This is a genomic window from Stutzerimonas stutzeri (assembly GCF_000952685.1).
GTDB classification, from domain to species: domain Bacteria; phylum Pseudomonadota; class Gammaproteobacteria; order Pseudomonadales; family Pseudomonadaceae; genus Stutzerimonas; species Stutzerimonas stutzeri_E.
In genome coordinates this window covers 94565-115806 of the sequence record NZ_JYHV01000013.1, presented here as the reverse complement: position 1 = coordinate 115806, position 21242 = coordinate 94565, and the positions used below count along the sequence as shown (strand labels likewise).

Annotated in this window: 19 protein-coding genes; 2 read left to right on the top strand and 17 right to left on the bottom strand. The window is 59.0% G+C overall.

Features of this window, described 5'->3' with window-relative positions; all coding sequences use genetic code 11:
• Positions 1-18: 18 nt before the first annotated feature.
• The 11 genes from lpxD to rpsB form a co-directional block, all read right to left on the bottom strand.
• Positions 19-1080, bottom strand: coding sequence for a UDP-3-O-(3-hydroxymyristoyl)glucosamine N-acyltransferase (gene lpxD, locus UF78_RS06675; protein ID WP_155397608.1), 1062 nt, complete (start codon positions 1078-1080; stop codon positions 19-21).
• The gene (locus UF78_RS06670; protein ID WP_031310707.1) at positions 1077-1580 is read right to left on the bottom strand and encodes an OmpH family outer membrane protein; all 504 of its coding nucleotides are present in this window, start codon (positions 1578-1580) and stop codon (positions 1077-1079) included. The genes lpxD and UF78_RS06670 overlap by 4 nt, the downstream gene beginning before the upstream one ends.
• 47 nt (positions 1581-1627) lie before the next feature.
• Entirely contained in the window at positions 1628-3991 is a 2364-nt protein-coding gene (gene bamA, locus UF78_RS06665; protein ID WP_045161290.1) for an outer membrane protein assembly factor BamA, read from the bottom strand.
• A 69-nt stretch (positions 3992-4060) separates the two neighbouring features.
• A complete protein-coding gene (gene rseP / locus UF78_RS06660) occupies positions 4061-5410 on the bottom strand; it encodes an RIP metalloprotease RseP (RefSeq protein WP_045161289.1) in 1350 nt (449 codons plus the stop codon).
• Between the two features lie 93 nt (positions 5411-5503).
• On the bottom strand, positions 5504-6694 hold the full coding sequence (gene ispC, locus UF78_RS06655; RefSeq protein WP_045161321.1) for a 1-deoxy-D-xylulose-5-phosphate reductoisomerase: 1191 nt from the start codon (positions 6692-6694) through the stop codon (positions 5504-5506).
• Positions 6691-7506 carry a phosphatidate cytidylyltransferase gene (locus tag UF78_RS06650; protein WP_045161288.1) on the bottom strand — a complete coding sequence of 272 codons (816 nt, stop codon included), beginning with the start codon at positions 7504-7506 and terminating at the stop codon, positions 6691-6693. The genes ispC and UF78_RS06650 overlap by 4 nt, the downstream gene beginning before the upstream one ends.
• On the bottom strand, positions 7500-8261 hold the full coding sequence (gene uppS / locus UF78_RS06645; RefSeq protein ID WP_045161287.1) for a polyprenyl diphosphate synthase: 762 nt from the start codon (positions 8259-8261) through the stop codon (positions 7500-7502). The genes UF78_RS06650 and uppS overlap by 7 nt, the downstream gene beginning before the upstream one ends.
• A 159-nt stretch (positions 8262-8420) precedes the next feature.
• Positions 8421-8978: a ribosome recycling factor gene (gene frr, locus UF78_RS06640; RefSeq protein ID WP_045161286.1), complete on the bottom strand. Its 558-nt coding sequence runs from the start codon at positions 8976-8978 to the stop codon at positions 8421-8423.
• Positions 8975-9718, bottom strand: coding sequence for a UMP kinase (gene pyrH, locus UF78_RS06635; protein WP_019342381.1), 744 nt, complete (start codon positions 9716-9718; stop codon positions 8975-8977). Before pyrH ends, frr begins: the two co-directional genes overlap by 4 nt.
• Before the next feature lie 194 nt (positions 9719-9912).
• A complete protein-coding gene (tsf, locus tag UF78_RS06630; protein ID WP_045161285.1) occupies positions 9913-10782 on the bottom strand; it encodes a translation elongation factor Ts in 870 nt (289 codons plus the stop codon).
• 126 nt (positions 10783-10908) lie between these two features.
• Positions 10909-11649 carry a 30S ribosomal protein S2 gene (gene rpsB, locus UF78_RS06625; protein ID WP_025240918.1) on the bottom strand — a complete coding sequence of 247 codons (741 nt, stop codon included), beginning with the start codon at positions 11647-11649 and terminating at the stop codon, positions 10909-10911.
• Between the two features lie 312 nt (positions 11650-11961).
• Between rpsB and map the strand changes: the two genes are divergently transcribed.
• The gene (gene map / locus UF78_RS06620; protein WP_045161284.1) at positions 11962-12744 is read left to right on the top strand and encodes a type I methionyl aminopeptidase; all 783 of its coding nucleotides are present in this window, start codon (positions 11962-11964) and stop codon (positions 12742-12744) included.
• A gap of 35 nt (positions 12745-12779) precedes the next feature.
• Positions 12780-15482, top strand: a complete 2703-nt coding sequence (locus UF78_RS06615; RefSeq protein WP_045161283.1) for a [protein-PII] uridylyltransferase — start codon at positions 12780-12782, stop codon at positions 15480-15482.
• A gap of 15 nt (positions 15483-15497) precedes the next feature.
• Here UF78_RS06615 and UF78_RS06610 read toward each other — a convergent pair whose 3' ends face one another.
• From UF78_RS06610 to UF78_RS06585, 6 genes are read right to left on the bottom strand one after another with little or no spacing between them, the layout of a single operon-like run.
• Complete coding sequence (locus UF78_RS06610; protein WP_045161282.1) at positions 15498-15827, bottom strand: Na+/H+ antiporter subunit G; 330 nt, start codon at positions 15825-15827, stop codon at positions 15498-15500.
• Between the two features lie 9 nt (positions 15828-15836).
• Entirely contained in the window at positions 15837-16106 is a 270-nt protein-coding gene (locus UF78_RS06605; protein WP_045161281.1) for a K+/H+ antiporter subunit F, read from the bottom strand.
• A complete protein-coding gene (locus UF78_RS06600; protein WP_045161280.1) occupies positions 16091-16591 on the bottom strand; it encodes a Na+/H+ antiporter subunit E in 501 nt (166 codons plus the stop codon). Before UF78_RS06600 ends, UF78_RS06605 begins: the two co-directional genes overlap by 16 nt.
• Positions 16588-18090: a monovalent cation/H+ antiporter subunit D gene (locus tag UF78_RS06595; RefSeq protein ID WP_045161279.1), complete on the bottom strand. Its 1503-nt coding sequence runs from the start codon at positions 18088-18090 to the stop codon at positions 16588-16590. Before UF78_RS06595 ends, UF78_RS06600 begins: the two co-directional genes overlap by 4 nt.
• Positions 18087-18416 carry a Na+/H+ antiporter subunit C gene (locus tag UF78_RS06590; protein ID WP_045161278.1) on the bottom strand — a complete coding sequence of 110 codons (330 nt, stop codon included), beginning with the start codon at positions 18414-18416 and terminating at the stop codon, positions 18087-18089. Before UF78_RS06590 ends, UF78_RS06595 begins: the two co-directional genes overlap by 4 nt.
• Positions 18416-21208, bottom strand: a complete 2793-nt coding sequence (locus UF78_RS06585; protein ID WP_045161277.1) for a monovalent cation/H+ antiporter subunit A — start codon at positions 21206-21208, stop codon at positions 18416-18418. Before UF78_RS06585 ends, UF78_RS06590 begins: the two co-directional genes overlap by 1 nt.
• Positions 21209-21242: the final 34 nt, after the last annotated feature.

Genomic DNA, 21242 nt, shown 5'->3' with positions numbered 1-21242 from the left:
GGCAATCAGACGACAGGATCAGGCATCAGAAGACGCATCCCCGCTTGGGGTCACGGAGGCCAGGCGTTTTTCCACTTGTTGCAGGCGGCGCGCCATGTCATCAAGATGACGAATCCGGGCCGCACTTTTGCGCCATTCGGCGGCGGTCTGCATGGCTGTCCCGGAAGAATAGCTTCCCGGCTCGGTGATTGACCGGGTGACCATGGTCATGCCGGTAATGAACACGTTATCGCAAACTTCGATGTGACCAACGAGCCCAGCACCCCCGGCAATCATGCAGTTGCGGCCGACTTTCGTGCTCCCGGATATTCCCGAACAGCCAGCCATGGCGGTGTTATCGCCGATCTGGACGTTATGAGCGATCATGATCTGGTTATCCAGCTTCACGCCGTTGCCGATCACTGTGTCCGATATCGCACCGCGATCGATGGTGGTATTAGCGCCAATCTCTACGTCGTCACCGATACGAACTCCGCCGAGTTGAGCAATCTTTTCCCAACTGCCCCGCTCGTTAGCAAAGCCGAAGCCTTCGCCGCCAATCACCGCACCTGGCTGAATGACCACCCGCTCGCCGATGATCACGTCGTGACATAGCGTCACCCGGGCGGCCAGTCGACCACCGGCGCCGATGCGGCTCCTCGCACCGACCACCGACTGGGCACCGATTTCTACGTTGGGCCCGATCCAGGCATCGGCCTCGATTACCACTTGAGCACCAATACGCGCGGTAGCGTCGATCTCGGCACTTGGATCAACAACGGCGCTGGGGTGGATGCCTACAGGTGCCTGAGCCCGTGTCTCGAACAGATGAGAGAGCCGCGCATAGGCAAGATACGGATTGACGACCACCAGCGCGGTGCCAGCATAGCCCTCGGCATCCTTCGCGGTCAGCAGCACGCAGCCCGCACGCGTGGTGGCGAGAAACTTCCGATACTGCGCATTAGCCAGGAAGCTCAACTGCTCAGGACCGGCATCTTGCAGCGTTGCCAGCCCCGACACCCGCAGCGAGGCATCGCCGCGTAGTTCAGCTCCTAGCCGCTCGGCGAGATCGCCAAGCGTATAGACAACCTCACTCATCAGCGCAACTGATTCATGCGCTCAATGACCTGGCGCGTGATGTCGTATTGCGGCTTGACATCAACCACAGCTCCGCGCTCGAGCACCAGGTCGTAGTCACCCTTTTTGATGACCTCTTCTACAGACTTGTCCAGCTTCGGCTTGAGCTGCTTGAGCATGTCACGATCGGCGGCAGCCTTGGACTCGTTGAGCTCCTTGGAAAGGAACTGAAAATCACGGGCCTTCTGCTTAAATTCGAGTTCGAGACGTTCACGCTCGGCCTGCTGCATCTTGTCACCGTCCTTGCCCAGGCGGTCCTGGATGCGCTTGGCATCGCTTTCCAATCCTTTGAGCTTCTCCAGTTGCGGACCGAATTTCTTTTCCGCGTCGACCGAATAGCGCTTGGCGGCGTCTGATTCGAGCAAAGCCATCTGATAGTTCATTACCGCGATTTTCATCTCGGCGAATGCGGGGGTCGCCACCAGGGCAGCGGCAACAACAAGCAATTGGGTCAACTTACGCACGGTATATACCACTCTTCATAAATGCGCTGGAGCGTCGCTCCAGGTGATTAAAAGGTTTGGCCCAGCGAGAACTGGAAGACTTGGGTATCAGCATCGTCCGGCTTCATCACTGGCATCGCCAGACTGAAACTCAAGGGCCCCATGGCGGTGATCCAGGTCAGACCGACGCCGACCGAACTGGCCATGTCGCCAATATCGATGTCGCTGCACTTGGCAGAGCCCGACGGGCAATTCGTATCGTAGACGTTACCCACATCCCAGAACACCGAGGTGCGCAGCGAACGCTGATCCTTGACGAATGGCATAGGAAAGAGCAGTTCCATCCCACCCTGGATCAATACGTTACCACCATAAGGCAACGCATCCTGGTCCGGGTCGGCAATGGTGCCTTCATTCCCGGTCACGTCCTCGCCTCGGCTCGGCGTACTGCGCGGTCCTAGACTGCTGTCCTCGAAGCCACGAACCGAATTGAAACCGCCGGCATAGTAATGCTCATAGAAAGGAAGGCGTGAGGTCGATCCGTAAGCGTCGCCATAGCCCAACTGGGTATGTAGCCGCATGGTGTACGTCTTGGTCACCGGAACGAAAAGCTGCGCATTGTAGTCGAGCTTGTAGAACGACAGGTCGCTGCCCGGAATGGTGGTTTCCAGCGACAGGCTCTGCGAGTGTCCTCGCGTCGCCAACACGCCGCGGTTCAGGGTGGATTCGGACCAGCCCACCGATGCTTTGAAGTTGAGGTAGCTATCGCCTTCCTCTTCCATGAAATCGAAAATTTCGTCGACCGTGTAACGACCGCTGTCGATGGTGTCCTGTTGCGCGGACAAGCCGAAGGATAGCCGTGACGTCTCGCTGATCGGATAGCCGATATTGACGCCCGCACCTAGACTGTCGACCGAGTAGCTGGACACGTCATAGTCCAGCTCGTCGTAATCGGTAGTGCGATAGAAGGCGTTGTAGCCGAGGCTGACGCCGTCTTCAGTCCAGTAAGGATCGACGAAACCGAAGTTGTAGCGCGACTGATATTCGCTGCGCGTCAGCCCGAGGCTGACTCGGTTGCCGGTGCCGAGGAAGTTGTTCTGGCTGATCGAGCCACCGAGAATCAGACCAGCGTTCTGGGCGAAGCCGATGCTCGCCATGATCGAGCCGGACGGCTGCTCTTCGACGCTGTAATTCACGTCAATCTGATCGTCGGTGCCGGGCACCTGCGGTGTTTCGACATTCACTTCTTTGAAGAAGCCCAGGCGCTCTAGACGCGTCTTGGATTGGTCGATCAGGTAGGTCGATGCCCAGCCGCCCTCCATCTGGCGCATCTCACGACGCAACACTTCGTCTTCCGTCTTGGTGTTACCGCGGAAATTGATGCGATTGACGTAGGCCCGCTTGCCAGGATCGACCACAAAGGTGATCGCGACGGTATTGTCTTCGTCGTTCGTTTCCGGCACGCCGTTAACGTTGGCGAAGGTGTAGCCCTCATTCCCCAGGCGTCGAGTGATCAGCTCCGACGTGGTGGTCATGACCTTGCGCGAGAAAACCTGCCCTGGCTTGGCCAATAGCAACGTCTGCAGTTCCTCTTGCGGCACTTTCAAATCACCGCTGAGCTTGACGTCGCTGACTGTGTAGCGGTCGCCCTCGGCAATGTTGACCGTGATATAGACGTCTCTCTTGTCCGGCGTGATGGATACCTGGGTCGAGGTGATATCCATGTTGATGTAGCCGCGGTCCAGATAATAGGAACGCAGGCGCTCAAGGTCGCCTGAGAGCTTTTCGCGCGCGTATTTGTCGTCATTGCGGAAGAACGACAGCCAGTTGCTGGTCTTCAGCTCGAATAGGTCGGTCAGGTCTTCCTCGGGGAAGACCGAGTTACCAACGACATTGATGTGCTTGATCGCAGCAACCGATCCTTCGTTGATATTGATCTTCAGCGCAACGCGGTTACGTGGCTGTGGGACCACGTCGGTCTCGATGGTGGCCGAGTAACGGCCTTGCGCGACGTACTGGCGCTGCAATTCGTTGCGCACGCCTTCGAGCGTGGCACGCTGGAAGATCTCGCCCTCGGCCAGGCCCGACTGCTGCAAACCGGAAAGAAGATCTTCGGTCTTGATCGCCTTGTTGCCATCGATCTCGATGCCAGAAATCGATGGCCGCTCGACCACATTGATTACCAGCACATCACCTTCACGCCCGAGCTGGATGTCCTCGAAAAAGCCGGTGCGAAAGAGCGCACGAGTTGCGTCTACCAGACGACTGTCATCGGCGGCCTGTCCGACGTTCAACGGCAAGGCGCCAAAGACGCTACCGGCGGAGACACGCTGCAGGCCATTGACACGTATATCGGAGATGGTGAAGGACTCGGCGTGAACTTCGGCAATCATCAGTGCGGAAATTACCGCAGGTAGCAGCAGACGTTTCATGAAGTCCTTTCTTTTCAAACCTGATAATTGAACCTGCGCGTGGCGCGGCGACATCAAGGTATATGGCGGTTAAAGGCGGCCAAGGTCGTTGACCAACGCAAGCAGCATCACCCCAACTACCAGGCTGATGCCGATCTGTACTCCCCAGCCCTGGACCTTGTCCGACAAGGGACGTCCACGGACCCACTCGACCAGATAGAAGAGCAGATGCCCACCATCCAGGACCGGGATAGGCAATAGATTGAGCACTCCAAGGCTAATGCTCAGGTAGGCGAGGAAATTGAGAAAGTCGCCCACGCCGGACTGTGCAGAAGCGCCCGCCACTTTAGCAATGGTTATCGGACCGCTCAAGTTTTTTACCGAGAGCTCGCCGAAGACCATTTTCTTCAGCGAATCGAGCGTTAGGACGCTCATCGTCCAGGTGCGGCGAAGCCCTTCCCCCACTGCTTCGACCGGCCCATAGCGGACGCTTCGAAGCATGTCCGCAGGCCATTCGCTAGCGGCAACGCCGGCCCCCAAATAGCCCCGACGGCTTTCGCCCTCGCCACGCTCGGCCAGTGTCAGAGGCAGGTCGACGAGCTGTCCGTCACGCTCGACCTCCAACTGCACAGATCGACCAGCCAAGGGCTTTACGCGATCGATGACTTGCTGCCATTCATTCAGCGGCTTGCCGTCCAGGCTGACCAGACGATCAGCAAGACGCACGCCCGCTGCCTGCGCAGGCCCTTCGGGATCCAGCTGTGCAACGACCGGGGCGATTTCCGGCCGCCAGGGCCGGATACCCAGCGAACCTATCGGATCCGGTTCCTCGACACCTTTGAGCCAGTCATTGAGTTCCAGCTGCAGACGCCGCGTCCGATCACCATCGGTACGCACCAGAATCTCCAGCGAACCGCTTTCTCCAAGCCGCCTGATCAGCTGAAGGTTAACCTCAGCCCAGCCGGAGGTGGGTTTGCCGTTGATCTCGACGATTTCCTGCCCGGCCGCCAGCCCGGCTCGCTCGGCGAGGCTGCCAGCCTCGACGGCGCCCACCACTGGCCGAACCTGCTCGGTGCCGAGCATCGCCAGCGCCCAGAAGAACACCAGGGCAAGCAGAAAGTTGGCCAAGGGCCCAGCCGATACGATAGCGAAGCGCTGTTTGACCGTCTTGCGATTGAACGTCTGCTCCAACAGCGCCGGAGGTACATCACCCTCTCGCTCATCGAGCATTTTCACGTAACCGCCAAGCGGAATCGCCGCCAGGACGAACTCGGTGCCTTGGCGATCATGCCAGCGCAGTAGGGGACGACCGAAGCCTACCGAGAACCGCAGGACCTTGACGCCGCAACGACGCGCGACCCAGAAATGCCCGTATTCATGGAAGGTTACCAGCACACCCAGCGCCACCAGGGTGCCCATAATCATGTACAGCGCGCCCATATTTTCCTCTGCCTCGAAAGGCTTGTTCAGCGGCTCCCGACTCCGGCGGACCCAGAGCCCTGTATCGCTTTGCTAAGCGAACACCCTCAACCGTTAGCGATTGCGACTATGCAACCAACGCGCCGCCAACGTTCGGGCCTGCGCATCGGCCGCAAACACATCCGCCAGACAGCGGGCCGGAACCGACGCTTCCAGATCGAGAACGTCCTCGATGATACTCGCGATCTCGGTGAAGCGAATGCGACCGTTGAGAAATGCATCCACCGCCACCTCGTTCGCCGCATTGAGCATTGCCGGTGCCGTTCCGCCATCCTGGGCAGCCTGCCGAGCAATACGCAAACAAGGGAACCTCTGCTGGTCGGGCGCTTCGAAATCCAGACGGCCGGTCTGCAGCAGATCCAATGCCGACACGCCTGAATCGATTCGCTCCGGCCACGCCAGCGCATGAGCGATAGGCGTGCGCATGTCCGGGTTCCCGAGCTGTGCCAGCACAGAGCCATCGATGTAGTCGACCATCGAGTGAATGACGCTTTGCGGATGAATGACCACCTCGACCTGATCGGGGCGCGCATTGAACAGCCAGCACGCCTCGATGAGCTCGAGCCCCTTGTTCATCATGCTGGCCGAGTCCACAGAGATCTTTCGTCCCATGGACCAGTTCGGATGCGCACATGCCTGATCGGCGGAGACCGCTGAAAGCTGCTCCAGCGGGAGCTGACGGAACGGCCCGCCGGATGCGGTAAGCAGAATCCGCCTCACCCCGACGCTGCCGAGCCCATGGCCATAGTTGCCCGGCAGACATTGAAATATAGCGTTGTGCTCGCTATCGATGGGCAGCAGCACCGCCTCGCTGTCGCGCAACGCCTGCATGAACAGCGCGCCGGACATGACCAGCGCCTCCTTGTTCGCCAACAATACCCGCTTGCTGGCCTGAACCGCCGCCAGAGTGGGGCGCAGGCCTGCGGCGCCGACAATCGCAGCCATCACCACATCGACTTCGGGATGGGCCGCAACTTCGCTCAGTCCACCCTCGCCTACCAGCACACGAGTCTTGATTCCGTCGGAGTCGAGCTGCCCCTGGAGCTCCCGAGCCTTGTCGCTACCATCGACCACGGCATATCGGGGGCGATGCAGGCGGCACAAATCGCGCAGCTCGGCGATACGACTGAACGCCGTGAGTGCGAAGGCCTGGTAGCGCTCGGGATGACGAGCCATCACATCCAGCGTACTCAGCCCGATCGATCCCGTCGCGCCAAGGACCGTGACCTGTAGGGGTGCGCTCACCAAGCACCCCACCCAGCCAGCCACAGCAGAACGGTGAAAACCGGCACCGCAGCGGTCAGGCTGTCGATGCGATCCATCACGCCCCCGTGCCCAGGCAACAACTGACTGCTGTCCTTGATTCCCGAGCTGCGCTTGAACATGCTTTCGGTCAGATCACCTACCACCGAAATCACGACGACCACTGCAGCACCGAGCAGCGCCAGTACCAGCTCGCGGGGAGACCACCCCCGATAAAGCCCGACAGCCAGCGTAATCAACAGGCTGGTGATGAGCCCACCGACCAGGCCTTCCCAACTCTTGCCCGGACTGACCTGAGGCGCCAACTTGCGCCGCCCCAGCGCTTTACCGGAAAAATAGGCTCCGATATCAGCAGCCCAGACCAGGACCATCACCGCCACGATCAGCCAGTTGCCTTGTGGCCATTGCTTGAGCTGTACCAAGGCCTGCCACGCCGGCAACAAAATCAACAAACCGATCACCAGGCTACCCACACGCCCCCCCCAGTAGCGCTGACTACCAGGGTAACCGAGCACCAGCGCGGTGGCAGCCAGCCACCAGAGCACACTGAGCGGGAGCAGCCACGCAGCGGCCACCGACATCCGATACAGCAAAATCAAGAGCAGTGCGACCACCGCGGCATAGCCAATCCGCGCGAGCTGCCCAGCAAAGCCCGCAAGGCGCGCCCACTCCCAGCCACCCAGCACCACCACAACGCCGATGAACAAAGCGAATGCGAGGCCCTCGAGAAGGAAAAAGCCAATCAGCGCGATTGGTAGCAGAACGGCGGCGGTCATGATGCGTTGTTTCAGCATTCGGCACGAACCTCTGTTTCAACCTGATCACCGGTCTTGCCGAAACGCCGCTGCCGCTTGGCGAAATCGGCCAGTGCAGTGCGCATGGCATCGTGTTTGAAATCCGGCCAGAACAGATCAGAAAAATACAACTCGGCGTAAGCCAGTTGCCACAACAGAAAATTGCTGATGCGCCGCTCACCACCAGTACGAATGCAAAGGTCAGGTAATGGCATATCAGCCGTTGCGAGATAGCTCTGGAAAAGTGCCGGCGAGATCTCGTTCGGATCGAGGTGTCCCGCCTGTGCTTCACGAGCCATCCGCTGAGCGGCCTGGAGAATGTCCCATTGACCGCCATAGTTGGCAGCAACCTGAAGTACGAAACGGCCAGGGCCGGCGGTCATTTCTTCCGCTTCGAGCATTGCAGCCTGCAGCTCGGGATGGAAGCGCGAGCGATCACCAATGATCCGCAGGCTGATGCCGTTTTCATTGAGCTTGCGCGCCTCACGGCGCAACGCGGTCAGGAACAGCTCCATCAGCGCACCGACCTCCTCGGCCGGCCGCTGCCAGTTCTCGCTGGAAAAGGCGAACAGTGTCAGCACCTCGACACCCGCCTCGGCACATACCTCGATGACAGCTCGCACCGCATCGACTCCGGCCTTATGCCCAGCCACGCCCGGTAAAAGACGCCGTTTTGCCCAGCGATTGTTGCCATCCATGATGACTGCGACATGACGGGGTACATTCCGCCCGGCAGTCTGCCTGACCTTTTCCATGAAACGACTCTACCTGCGCTCAATCACGCTGCGAACAATGGGAGAAACTGCCGGCGGCAATTTCCGGGGGATACGACTGGTTAGCCCCTCGCGCTTCGGTCCCTACCGGATCGGCGCGCTCCGACGTGAGCAGTACGGACGAAGTCCGGTACAGCACCATCAAACAGCCATCAGGTCGTTTTCCTTGCCTTCAAGCGCCTTGTCGATTTCCGCAACATACTTGTCGGTCAGCTTTTGAACGTCGTCCTGCGCACGGCGTTCCTCGTCTTCGCTGATTTCCTTCTCTTTCACCAAATCCTTGAGCTGTGCGATAGCATCACGGCGGATGTTACGCACCGCGACCCGAGCGTTTTCGGCCTCGGCGCGCGCCTGCTTGGTATAGCCCTTGCGGGTCTCCTCCGTAAGGGCCGGCATGGGAACACGAATGGTGGTGCCCGCCGTGGCCGGATTCAAACCCAGGTCTGAAGTCATGATGGCTTTCTCGACCGCCTGAATCATGCCCTTGTCGAACACGGTCAATGCAAGGGTGCGGGAGTCTTCGGCAATTACGTTGGCGATCTGGCGCAACGGGGTGTCGCTGCCGTAATAGGACACCATCACGCTGTCGAGAATACTCGGATGGGCACGACCGGTGCGGATTTTGGCGAATGCATGCCCCAGCGATTCCAGGGTTTTCTTCATGCGTTCCTGAGCGTCTTGCTTGATCTCGTTGATCATTGGTTCTGTTCCTCGATCAAAGTTCCTTCAGCGCCGCCGAGCACGATATTAAGTAGGGCACCGGGCTTGTTCATGTTGAACACCCGCAGCGGCATGTTGTGGTCGCGGCACAGGCAGATGGCGGTCAGGTCCATGACGCCCAGCTTGCGGTCGAGCACGTCATCATAGGTCAGTTGCTCGAATTTCTCGGCATTTGGATCCTTGAATGGATCTGCGGTGTACACACCATCAACCTTCGTGGCCTTGAGTACGACGTCGGCATGGATCTCGATGGCGCGAAGACAGGCAGCCGAGTCGGTAGTGAAGAATGGATTGCCGGTGCCGGCGGAGAAAATCACCACTTCCCCGCTCTTGAGATGACGCATAGCCTTGCGGCGGTCGTAATGATCGGTGACACCGACCATGGAAATCGCCGACATGACCAGCGCAGGAATGTTCGAGCGCTCCAAAGCGTCACGCATGGCCAGGGAATTCATCACCGTCGCCAGCATGCCCATGTGGTCGCCAGTGACGCGATCCATACCGGCCGCAGAAAGCGCCGCGCCGCGGAACAAGTTGCCGCCACCGATGACCAGACCAACCTCGACGCCGATTCCGACCAATTGCCCGACTTCCAAGGCCATGCGATCAAGCACCTTGGGATCGATGCCGAAGTCTTCCGACCCCATCAGGGCTTCGCCGCTTAATTTGAGCAGAATGCGTTTATAGCGAGGATTGCGTGCACTCATCTGCTGAGCCATTGGCGTTGTTTCTCCTGCGGCGTTCGTATGATCAGACTGGCGCTATGGCCAGAAAATATCTGCGCTATGACAGCGCAGTCGCGAGTTGGTGCCAAGCGCTGACTATAGCGCGGCAAAAAACTTTTCTGCGCCCCAGTCCGACAAAGAGGCCGCGCGCGTGAGCGGGCAGCCTCTTCGAGGACAACAGGAGCGTCTTATTGCTTGGTAGCAGCGACCTGGGCGGCAACTTCGGCAGCGAAGTCGACTTCAGCACGCTCGATGCCTTCGCCTACTTCGTAGCGAACGAAGGAAACGATCTCTGCACCAGCTTTCTTCGCCAGATCGCCAACCTTGACTTCAGGATCCTTGACGAAGGCTTGCTCGACCAGACTGGCTTCAGCAAGGAATTTGCTGATGCGTCCAGCAACCATCTTCTCGACGATCTCGGCGGGCTTGCCCTTGATTTTGTCTTCGTTCAGCGCCAGGAAGATTTCCTTCTCCTTGGCAACGGCTTCTTCGGAAACCTGCGACGGATCCAGGAACTGAGGATTGCTGGCCGCCACATGCATAGCGATTTCTTTGGCCAGCTCGACGTTGCCACCTTTCAGGGCGACCAGAACGCCGATGCGATGACCATGCAGGTAGGACCCAACCAGATCAGCTTCGACAGTGGTCAGACGGCGGATGTTGACGTTCTCGCCGCACTTGGCAACCAGCGCCTCACGATCGGCTTCCTGAGCGGCGATCAGCGGAGCCGCATCGGTCATCTTCTCGGCAAAGGCTTTCTCGACACTAGTGTTGACGAAATTCTTGAAGTCGTCCTGCAGGGCCAGGAAGTCGGTCTGCGAGTTGACCTCAATGATCACGGCACGCTTGTTGTCATCAGCAACCTTGACCGCAATAGCGCCTTCAGCAGCGATGTTGCCCGCTTTCTTGGCCGCCTTGATGGCACCAGCTGCACGCATATCGTCAATGGCTTTTTCGATGTCGCCGCCGGCAGCGGTGAGTGCTTTTTTGCAATCCATCATGCCTTGGCCAGTGCGCTCGCGCAGTTCTTTGACCAGGGCTGCAGTGATCTCTGCCATGTTCGCAAATCCTCTCGATTCGATTTTCGATCATCGCCCATCAATCGGACGATCAATTCGGAAGTGGCAAAAAGGGGGCATAGCCCCCTTTCTGTTCAACGGGTATCAGCTAGGCGACAGTTGCGCTCAGCCTTGAGCAGCCTCAGGGGCGGCCTCTTCGACGAACTCGTCAGCGCCACCGGCACCATTCTGACGGCCACGCAGTACAGCGTCTGCCATGGAGCCCAAATACAATTGCACGGCACGGATGGCATCATCATTACCAGGGATGATGTAGTCGACGCCTTCCGGGCTGCTGTTGGTATCGACAATACCGATAACCGGAATGCCCAGCTTGTTGGCTTCGGAAATCGCGATGCGCTCATGATCAACATCGACAACGAACATCGCGTCCGGCAGGCCGCCCATGTCCTTGATACCACCCAGGCTGCGATCCAGCTTTTCCAGATCACGGGTACGCATCAGAGCTTCTTTCTTGGTCAGCTTCTCGAAAGTACCGTCCTGAGACTGGGTTTCCAGCTCACGCAGGCGCTTGATCGAGGCGCGAATGGTCTTGTAGTTGGTCAGCATGCCGCCCAACCAGCGATGATCGACGTACGGAGAACCGCAGCGAGCAGCTTCTTCGCGAACGATCTTGCCAGCGGAACGCTTGGTGCCGACGAACAGAATCTTGTTCTTGCCCGCAGCCAGCTTTTCAACGAAACGCAGCGCGTCGTTGAACATCGGCAGGGTTTTTTCGAGGTTGATGATGTGAATCTTGTTACGCGCGCCAAAGATGTATTTATCCATCTTCGGGTTCCAGTAACGGGTCTGGTGGCCGAAGTGCACACCGGCCTTCAGCATATCGCGCATAGTGACTTGAGACATGGGACTTCCTCAGAATAAGTCGGGTTAGGCCTCCACGCGTCCCGATATCCAACTCTTGCGAGCACCCAGGATACCGTGTCGACACGTGTGTGGGGTCAGGCTCGGCGGGCACTCCCGCAGAGCGGCGCGTTTTATAGCACAAAGAAGCGCCAGAGGCTAGCGCACTCCCAAGATAGGCACCGTCAGCAGAACGGACTCAAAGTTATCCCGCCACGTTCCCGTTCCGGGCCCGCCTGCAGCCAAAGGGCGCTTTGGTTTATCATTGATCCCTTCAATTTTTCCGCCTGCGCCTCTTGGCGCCAAGAGGGTTGCATGACCGTTTCCATCAAGACGCCTGAAGATATCGAGAAAATGCGCATCGCCGGCCGCCTGGCAGCCGAGGTGCTGGAAATGATCGGTGAGCACGTCAAGCCAGGCGTCACTACCGATGAACTCGACCGCCTCTGCCACGACCACATCGTCAACGTCCAGCAAGCCATACCCGCCCCGCTCAACTACAAGGGATTTCCCAAGTCGATCTGCACCTCGATCAATCATGTGGTCTGTCACGGCATCCCCAACGACAAGCCCTTGAAGGATGGCGACATTCTCAATATCGACATCACCGTCATCAAGGATGGCTACCATGGCGATACCAGCAAGATGTTCATGGTCGGCAAGACTCCGGAATGGGCCGAGCGCCTGTGCAGGGTGACACAGGAATGCCTCTATAAAGGTATCGAGCTTGTTCGCCCCGGCGCGCGCCTCGGCGACATCGGTGAAGTGATCCAGAAGCATGCCGAGAAGAATGGCTTTTCGGTCGTCCGGGAGTATTGCGGGCATGGCATCGGCAAGGTCTTCCATGAGGAACCCCAGGTCTTGCACTACGGCCGCGCTGGGACCGGCCTGGAGCTGAAGGAAGGCATGACCTTCACCATTGAGCCGATGATCAACCAGGGCCGCTCGGAGACCCGCCTGCTCGGGGACGGCTGGACGGCTATCACCAAGGATCGCAAGCTCTCTGCCCAGTGGGAGCACACCATTCTGGTCACCGCTGACGGCTACGAAATCTTTACCCTGCGCAGCGATGACAGCATCGCCCGCACGTCAGCCTGATCACTGATCGATTCCGCAGTTTCGAGGACGAAGGCATGCATCCGGTTGATCCAGAGCTGTTCGATGGAGGCCAGTTCCAGGCCGAACTGGCGCTCAAGGCAAGCCCCATCGCGGCCTTCAAGAAAGTCATTCGTAAAGCCCGAGAGGTGCTCGATGCACGCTTTCTAGCGGGCCACGATATCCGTCGTCTGATCGAGGATCGCGCCTGGTTCGTCGACCAGATTCTGCAAGCCGCTTGGGGCCGCTTCGACTGGTGCGACGATTCTAATATCGCTCTGGTGGCCGTGGGCGGTTACGGTCGCGGAGAACTGCATCCCTATTCCGATATCGATCTGCTGATTTTGCTCGATAACGGTGATCACGAGAAATTCCGCGGTTCCATTGAAGGTTTCCTGACCCTGCTCTGGGATATCGGGCTCGAGGTCGGCCAGAGCGTACGCTCGGTGGCGGAATGCGCCGAAGAGGCACGCGCAGACCTGACGGTGATCACCAACCTGATGGAGAGTCGCACCATCGCCGGTCCCGAGCGCCTGCGACAGGACATGCTGAAGGTCACCAGCCCATCGGAGATGTGGCCGAGCAAGGAGTTCTTCCTTGCCAAACGCAACGAGCAAGCGGCACGTCATTCCAAATACAACAACACCGAATACAACCTTGAGCCCAACGTAAAAGGCTCCCCCGGCGGGCTGCGTGACATCCAGACGATCCTGTGGATCGCAAGGCGCCAGCTTGGCAGCCTGAATTTAAGCGCAATTCTCGACCAAGGTTTTCTGACCGAAGGTGAATATTCCCTGCTCGCCTCCAGCCAGGAGTTCATCTGGCGAGTCCGCTACGGGCTGCACATGCTCGCCGGGCGCGCCGAGGACCGCCTGCTGTTCGACCACCAGCGCAGCCTGGCCGCCCTCCTCGGCTATAAAGACAACGACGCCAAGCTGGCAATCGAGCGTTTCATGCAGAAGTACTACCGCGTGGTCATGAGCATTTCCGAGCTCAGCGATCTGGTCGGGCAGCACTTTGCCGAGGTCATTCTCTGGGAAGGCGACAGCGGTGACGCCGTGCCGCTCAACAGCCGCTTCCTAGTGCGCGACGGCTACCTCGAAGTGACCGATGATTCGGTATTCAAGCGCAGACCCTTCGCGATCTTGGAAATTTTCGTACTGCTGGCACAACACCCTGAAATTCAGGGTGTCCGTGCCGAGACCATTCGTCTTCTGCGCGATCATCGCCACCTCATCGACGATGATTTTCGCAGCGACATTCGCAATACCAGCCTGTTCATCGAGCTGTTCAAGTGCAAGGAAGGCATCCATCGCAACCTGCGACGAATGAATCGTTACGGCATTCTGGGGCGCTATTTGCCAGAGTTCGGTCATATCGTCGGACAGATGCAGCATGACCTTTTCCATATTTATACCGTCGATGCCCACACGCTCAACGTCATCAAATATCTGCGAAAGCTGAGCAAACCCGGCGTCGCCGAGAAGTACCCACTGGCCAGCAAGCTGGTGGAACGCCTGCCCAAGCCCGAGCTCATCTACATTGCGGGCCTCTATCACGATATCGCCAAGGGCCGGGGCGGGGATCATTCGGAGCTGGGCGCGGTGGACGCTCAGGAGTTCTGTTTGCGCCACAAGCTTCCTGCATGGGATACGCGCCTGGTGGTCTGGCTGGTGGAAAATCACTTGGTGATGTCCACAACCGCGCAGCGCAAGGACCTCTCCGATCCGCAAGTGATTAACGATTTTGCCCAACTGGTTGGCGACGAGACCCACCTCGACTACCTGTATGTGCTGACGGTGGCGGACATCAACGCGACCAACCCAACCCTCTGGAATTCATGGCGGGCCAGCCTGCTGCGCCAGCTGTACACCGAAACCAAGCGGGCGCTCAGGCGTGGCCTGGAAAATCCGCTGGGGCGCGAGGAACAGATTCGTCAGACCCAACGCGCCGCGCTCGATAATCTGGTGCGCAACGGCACCGATCCGGACGATGCCGAACAGCTCTGGTCGCAGCTGGGCGATGATTATTTCATGCGTCACAGCTCCACCGACGTCGCCTGGCACACCGAGGCCATCATCGATCACCCGAGCGACGGCGGGCCGCTGGTATTGATCAAGGAAACCACTCAGCGCGAATTCGAAGGCGGCACGCAAATTTTCATCTACGCGCCTGATCAGCATGACTTCTTCGCCGTAACCGTGGCGGCCATGGATCAGTTGAACCTGAACATTCACGACGCCCGGATCATCACCTCGAGCAGCCAGTTCACCTTGGATACCTACATTGTGCTGGATGCCGACGGTACGCCCATTGGCAACGATCCCGAACGTACCGAGGAAATTCGCCAAGGCCTGATCGATGCACTACGCAATCCGGATGATTACCTGACGATCATTCAGAAGCGGGTACCCCGGCAGCTCAAGCATTTCGCCTTTCCGCCCCAGGTCACCATCCACAACGACATGCAGCGCCCGCAGACGATCATCGAAGTTGTCGCACCTGATCGCCCCGGCCTGCTGGCACGCATCGGCCAGCTATTCCTGGACTTCGATCTGTCAGTGCAGAACGCCAAGATCGCGACGCTCGGCGAGCGCGTGGAAGACGTGTTCTTCGTCACCAACGCCGATAATCAACCTTTGTCGGATCCGCAGCTGTGTATCCAGTTGCAGCAGGCGATGATCAAGCAACTGTCACAGGAAAATGAGCGACAACCTTCACCGAGCAGCATCGTCATCTGACACGTCCGGCCTTCGTCAATCCCAGGGCTTGCCACGCGTCCTCGCCGTGTATGGCAGCTTCTGCTGCATCGCGGCTTTGGCCAGTACGTGGGCACTGACCGGCGCGGTCAGAAACAGAAACAGGGTAATCAGCATTTCGTGGAGGCTGAGGCCATCGCCCTGACTACTAAAAAAGATCATCGACGCGATCACGATACCGCCCACTCCCATGGTGCTTGCCTTGGTAGGCCCATGAAGCCGAGTGAAGAAATCAGGCAGGCGATACAGACCGATCGCTCCGACCAGCGCGAAAACGCTGCCCACGATCAAAAACGCGCTCACCAACAGTTCGATCCAGAATGGCATGCTGACTCCTCAGTCGATGATTTCACCGTGCAACAGGTGCTTGCCCACCGCAACGGTACTGACGAACCCCATCACTGCGATCAGCAAGGCGGCCTCGAAGAACAGATCGGAAGCCAGCCAGATACCGAACATTACGATCAGCGCCAGCGCATTGATATACAGCGTGTCGAGCGCCAACACCCGGTCAGGCATGTCAGGCCCCTGGACCAATCGCATCACATTGAGCACCGCCGCAAGCCCGATGATCGCCATGCACAGCGGAATCACATACGTGAGCATTCGAATATCTCCAGCAACGGTGTTTCGTAACGGTTCTTCACCTCGGCGGCCAGCGCCTCGATGTCAGGGGCGTCTAACGCGTGAATCAAAAGGACTTTGTGATCGGGTCGCAATGCCGCTGATACGGTTCCTGGCGTGAGCGAAATGATGCTGGTCAATACGGCGAGAACAAAGGGGTGTTCGATCGCCATCGGTATTTCGACGAATGCAGGCTGCAAACGCCCCCGAGGCCCGAGCACCAACTTGGCGACATGAAGGTTGGCGAGGACGATGTCGTAGAAAACCTTGACGCAAAACAGGCAGAGCTTCAGCGGACGCCGAACCGCCGGCAGATCCACCAGGAAGCCCTTCGCCAGCAATGGAATCGCCCAGCCGAGAAACAGACCGAGCAGGAGGTGTCCTACGCCAAGGGTGTTATTGAGCATCAGCCAGAGCATGGCCAGCAAGAGGGTAAGCGCCGGCTTGGGCAACATACGGGATCTCATACTTCGCCTCCCCGAATGATCTGCAGATAGGGTGCGAGATCGAACAACTGCGTGGCAGTCGCCTGCACGTATGCCTGGATCGGCTGTGCCGCCACCACCAGCATCACACTGCCCAGCAACAAGCCGAAGGCCGTGGCAAGACGTACCGTGTCAGCCGGCTTTCCTACGCTGACTGCGTCACTCGGGCGCCAGAACACCATGCTGCCGGCCCGGCTCAGCGCAATTACCATGCCCAACCCACCGACCAGAATCACGGGCCAGAGTATCGAGGCATCGATACCTGGAGAGACGGCTCGCAGCAACATCACTTTGCCCAGAAAGCCCGAAAAGGGAGGCAGCCCAGCAATGGAAATCGCGCCGGCGAAGAATAGCGCCCCCAACACCAACGGCTGCCTTAAGGCTGGCGCCGATATCAGCTCGGATGCCGTATCGCCGCGCTGTCGCGCGATGATGTCTGCCAGTAGAAACAGACCGCCTGATACCAGGGTGCTATGCACCAGGTAGTAAAGCGCCGCCCCCAGCCCTGCTTCCGTTCCCAGCGCAACGCCGGCCAGCAACGTCCCCACCGAAACCACCACCAGATAGGACAGCAGGATCTGCAGATTGCGTGCAGCCAACGCGCCCAACACGCCGCCGACAAGGGTCAACATCGATAGCGGCCACAACCAGTCGAGCACCATGTTGCTGAGTACGCCCGCTTCGCTACCGAAAATCAGCGTGAACACCCGTACGATGGCATAGAGGCCGAGCTTGGTCATGATCGCGAACAGGGCCGCGACCGGTGCGGTCGCCGAGGCATAGGCTCGCGGCAACCAGAAGTACAGCGGCAGGATGGCTGCCTTCAAGGCGAACACCACCAGCAGCAGGTAACCCGCAGCAGCCAGTAGCGGCGCATCCGCCGGGTCGGCCGCAGCCACTCGCCCCGCCAGGTCCGCCATGTTCAGGGTCCCGGTGAGCCCGTAGAGCATGCTGACCCCAATCAGGAACAATGACGACCCCAGCAGATTCAGCACGACGTAGTGGATGCCAGCCTGCACCCGTTTCGCGCCATGACCGTGCAGCAACAACGCGTAGGAAGAAATCAGCAGAATCTCGAAGAACACGAAGAGATTGAACAGATCACCGGTTAGAAATGCTCCGTTGATACCCGCCAGCTGAAACTGGAACAACGCATGGAAATTCGGACCACGCTCGTCGTCTCCGCGCGCTGCGTAGAGCACCGAGAAGCCCGCAAGCACGGCGGTGACCAGCAGCATCAGCGCGCTCAGCCGGTCGAGCAGCAGCATGATGCCGAACGGTGGTCGCCAGTCGCCGAGTCGGTATACCGAGAGCACGCCGGAGTCCGCCTGCAATAACAGCCAAAGCGTCAGCGGGACCAATAACCACGTCGCTGCAACCGACACCAGACGCTTGAATGGCGCGCCCTGCCGATGAGCCAAAAGCAAGACGCAACCGGTCAATAACGGCAGGAGGATCGGAAGGATCAATGCGTGATTCATTCCCGCGGCTCCCGACCGTCAACATGATCGGTACGTAACTCGCCGAGACCGCGAAGTGCCAGCACCACCACGAACGCGGTCATGGCGAAGCCAATGACGATGGCGGTCAGCACCAACGCCTGCGGCAGGGGATCGCCATACTCGGCACTCTTTCCGATAATCGCCGGAACCCCGGTCGCGAGGCGTCCCATGGCGAAGATGAACAGATTCACCGCGTAGGAAATCAGCGTCAGTCCCATCACCACTGGAAATATGCGAGCACGCAACAGCAGATAAACACCGCTGGCCATCATCACGCCGAGCGTTATCGCGAAGACAAACTCCATCAAAGCACCTCCTTGCACGACTCGTCCTGGCTGACATGACCTAGGTTGGAAAGAATCAGCAGAGTGGCCCCCACCACTGCCAGGTAAACGCCCAGATCGAAAAGCATTGCGGTTGCCAATTCAAACTCGCCAACCAGCGGCAGATGGAAATGGCCGAAGGCGGATGTCAGGAATGGCCGACCGAACAGCCAACTGCCCAGTCCGGTCAGGCCTGCAATCAGCACACCGGCCCCAGCCACGCCGTGATAACTGAACGGCTGACGCTGTTGCGCCCAGACGACGCCATGCGAGATGTATTGCAAGATCAGCGCGACCGCGGTGATCAACCCTGCAATGAAGCCGCCACCCGGCAAGTTGTGACCGCGCAGGAAGATAAACACCGAAACCAGCAGCGCCATCGGCAAGAGCACGCGTGAAAGCGTATCCAGCACCATCGGATGCCGGTCCGTCGACCATAGCCTGCCGCCATAGTCGCGTATCGGATGCGGCAGGCGCAGCCCGTGAAGCAGGCCGTAGATGCCAACCGCAGCGATGGCCAGCACGGCAATCTCACCGAGCGTATCGAAGCCACGGAAGTCCACCAGAATCACATTGACCACGTTAGCCCCGCCCCCGCCGACCACGCTGTTCTCGAGGAAGAACGACGCAATGCTGTCGTAGGGGCGCGTCAGCACCGCATAGGCGAGCAAAGCCACCATGGTGCCGAAAGTACCGGCGAGGATCAGGTCGCGAAAACTGCGCAGACTGCTCGACTCGACCGGCGTCCGGTCAGGCATGAAGAAAAGCGCCAGGATCAGCAGAATGATGGTCACCACTTCTACCGATATCTGCGTCAACGCCAGATCGGGTGCCGAGTAGCGAGCGAACACCAGGGCAACCATCAAGCCCACGACACTCAGCACCATCAACGCCATCAGGCGCCTGCGGTGGAATACAACCGTCATTACCGAAGCCAGGCCAAGGATCACCAGTCCGAGCACGGTGATGCCGTCCAGCGGCGTCATCGGCACAGAGCCGCGCAACGACCGTAGAGGTGTCAGTGCATACACAACTACCAGCAATGAGCTGAACAGCATAAGCGCCAGGTAACGCTGCAGAGATCCATTTTCCATGCGCTCGGTTACCCAGCGCGCCGTTCCGGCAATGTCGCTGACTACGCGTGCGAAGACTTGCAGGGAATCGACCCGTGGCAGCCCTTCGTACCAGCGAAACGCCCACTTACGCATCGAATAGATGAGCAGGCCGCCCCCCAAGGCAACGAAGCTCATGGCCAGGGGCAGGTTGAAGCCGTGCCATATCGCCAGGCTGTACTCGGGCACATCGCCGCCCAGGCTACCGGCAACGGCAGCGGCCAGCAGTGGCGCCACGGTATAGGCAGGCAACATGCCCACCAGCAGGCAGAGCAACACCAGAATTTCGACAGGAATCTTCATGTACCGCGCGGGCTCGTGCGGCGGATATTTAGGCAAGTCGATCGGTTCGCCATTGAAGAAGACGTCATGCACGAAGCGCAGCGAGTAAGCGACCGAAAAGGCACTCGCCAAGGTCGCCAACGCCGGAATTGTCCAGTAGAAGCTGCCCAACAAATGCTGATCGAGGGTCTCGGCAAAAAACATCTCTTTGCTCAGGAAGCCATTGAGCAGCGGCACTCCGGCCATCGCCAGTGAGGCTACCATCGCCAGTGCCGCCGTGTGCGGCATGTACTTCAGCATACCGTTGATGCGTCGCATGTCGCGCGTTCCTGTCTCGTGATCGATGATCCCGGCGGCCATGAACAACGATGCCTTGAACGTCGCGTGGTTGATGATGTGAAAGATCGCCGCCACCGGCCCCAGCCGCGAGTCGAGGCCGAACAACAACGTGATCAACCCGAGATGGCTGATGGTCGAGTAAGCCAATAGCCCTTTGAGATCGTGCTGGAATAGCGCCATCACAGCGCCGATCAATAAAGTAGCCAGCCCCGTCAGGGTGACCAGGTAGAACCACCACTCCGAGTCCGACAACGCCGGATACAACCGCGCCAGTAGAAACACGCCCGCCTTGACCATAGTCGCCGAGTGCAGAAACGCCGATACCGGCGTAGGCGCCGCCATCGCCTGGGGCAACCAGAAGTGAAATGGAAATTGCGCGGACTTGGTGAACACGCCGAGCAGCACCAGGATCAGCGTTAGCGGATACAGCGAGCTGGCCCGGATCAGGTCGCCGGATGCCAACACCGCGCTCAACTCGAAGCTGCCAACGATATGGCCGATCAACAGGATGCCGGCCAGCAATGCGAGACCGCCACCGCCTGTTACGGCGAGGGCCATCCGCGCGCCCTGGCGTGCATCGGAGCGATGATTCCAGAAGCCGATCAGCAGGAACGAGGAGAGACTAGTCAGCTCCCAGAACATCAACATCAACAGAAGGTTTTCGGATAGCACCACACCGAGCATGGCGCCCATGAACAACAAAAAAAAGCTGAAGAAGCGGCCCATCGGCTCGCTTTTAGAAAGGTAATAACGCGCGTAAAGAATGACCAGCAGGCCAATGCCAAGGATCAACAACGCAAACAGGAAGCCCAAACCGTCGAGTCTGAGGCTGAGATTCAACCCCAGCTCGGGGAGCCAGGGCATGGTCAGCACTTGCGTTTCACCACCAAACACGGCGCCACGCTTGGATAACAGCAATACCAGCGCCAACAAAGGGGCCAGCCCGGCGCCAAATGCACAGGCGGAACGACCAAAGCGCTCGCACACCAGCGGCAGGCAAATTCCTAGAAATGGCAAAGCGATTATCAGCGCAAGCGCCATGAGCAAAAACCCCTTGAGCCGCGCAGTCGCGCAG

Bases quoted from the DNA above. Each gene is read 5' to 3' on its own strand.
- UF78_RS06615 (WP_045161283.1), top strand. From the start codon at position 12,780: ATGCATCCGGTTGATCCAGAGCTGTTCGATGGAGGCCAGTTCCAGGCC.
- frr (WP_045161286.1), bottom strand. From the start codon at position 8,978: ATGATCAACGAGATCAAGCAAGACGCTCAGGAACGCATGAAGAAAACC.
- UF78_RS06605 (WP_045161281.1), bottom strand. From the start codon at position 16,106: ATGCTCACGTATGTGATTCCGCTGTGCATGGCGATCATCGGGCTTGCG.
- rpsB (WP_025240918.1), bottom strand. From the start codon at position 11,649: ATGTCTCAAGTCACTATGCGCGATATGCTGAAGGCCGGTGTGCACTTC.
- rseP (WP_045161289.1), bottom strand. From the start codon at position 5,410: ATGGGCGCGCTGTACATGATTATGGGCACCCTGGTGGCGCTGGGTGTG.
- uppS (WP_045161287.1), bottom strand. From the start codon at position 8,261: ATGGAAAAGGTCAGGCAGACTGCCGGGCGGAATGTACCCCGTCATGTC.
- pyrH (WP_019342381.1), bottom strand. From the start codon at position 9,718: ATGGCTCAGCAGATGAGTGCACGCAATCCTCGCTATAAACGCATTCTG.
- map (WP_045161284.1), top strand. From the start codon at position 11,962: ATGACCGTTTCCATCAAGACGCCTGAAGATATCGAGAAAATGCGCATC.
- bamA (WP_045161290.1), bottom strand. From the start codon at position 3,991: ATGAAACGTCTGCTGCTACCTGCGGTAATTTCCGCACTGATGATTGCC.
- UF78_RS06650 (WP_045161288.1), bottom strand. From the start codon at position 7,506: ATGCTGAAACAACGCATCATGACCGCCGCCGTTCTGCTACCAATCGCG.
- UF78_RS06595 (WP_045161279.1), bottom strand. From the start codon at position 18,090: ATGAATCACGCATTGATCCTTCCGATCCTCCTGCCGTTATTGACCGGT.
- tsf (WP_045161285.1), bottom strand. From the start codon at position 10,782: ATGGCAGAGATCACTGCAGCCCTGGTCAAAGAACTGCGCGAGCGCACT.
- UF78_RS06585 (WP_045161277.1), bottom strand. From the start codon at position 21,208: ATGGCGCTTGCGCTGATAATCGCTTTGCCATTTCTAGGAATTTGCCTG.
- UF78_RS06590 (WP_045161278.1), bottom strand. From the start codon at position 18,416: ATGGAGTTTGTCTTCGCGATAACGCTCGGCGTGATGATGGCCAGCGGT.
- UF78_RS06610 (WP_045161282.1), bottom strand. From the start codon at position 15,827: ATGCCATTCTGGATCGAACTGTTGGTGAGCGCGTTTTTGATCGTGGGC.
- UF78_RS06600 (WP_045161280.1), bottom strand. From the start codon at position 16,591: ATGAGATCCCGTATGTTGCCCAAGCCGGCGCTTACCCTCTTGCTGGCC.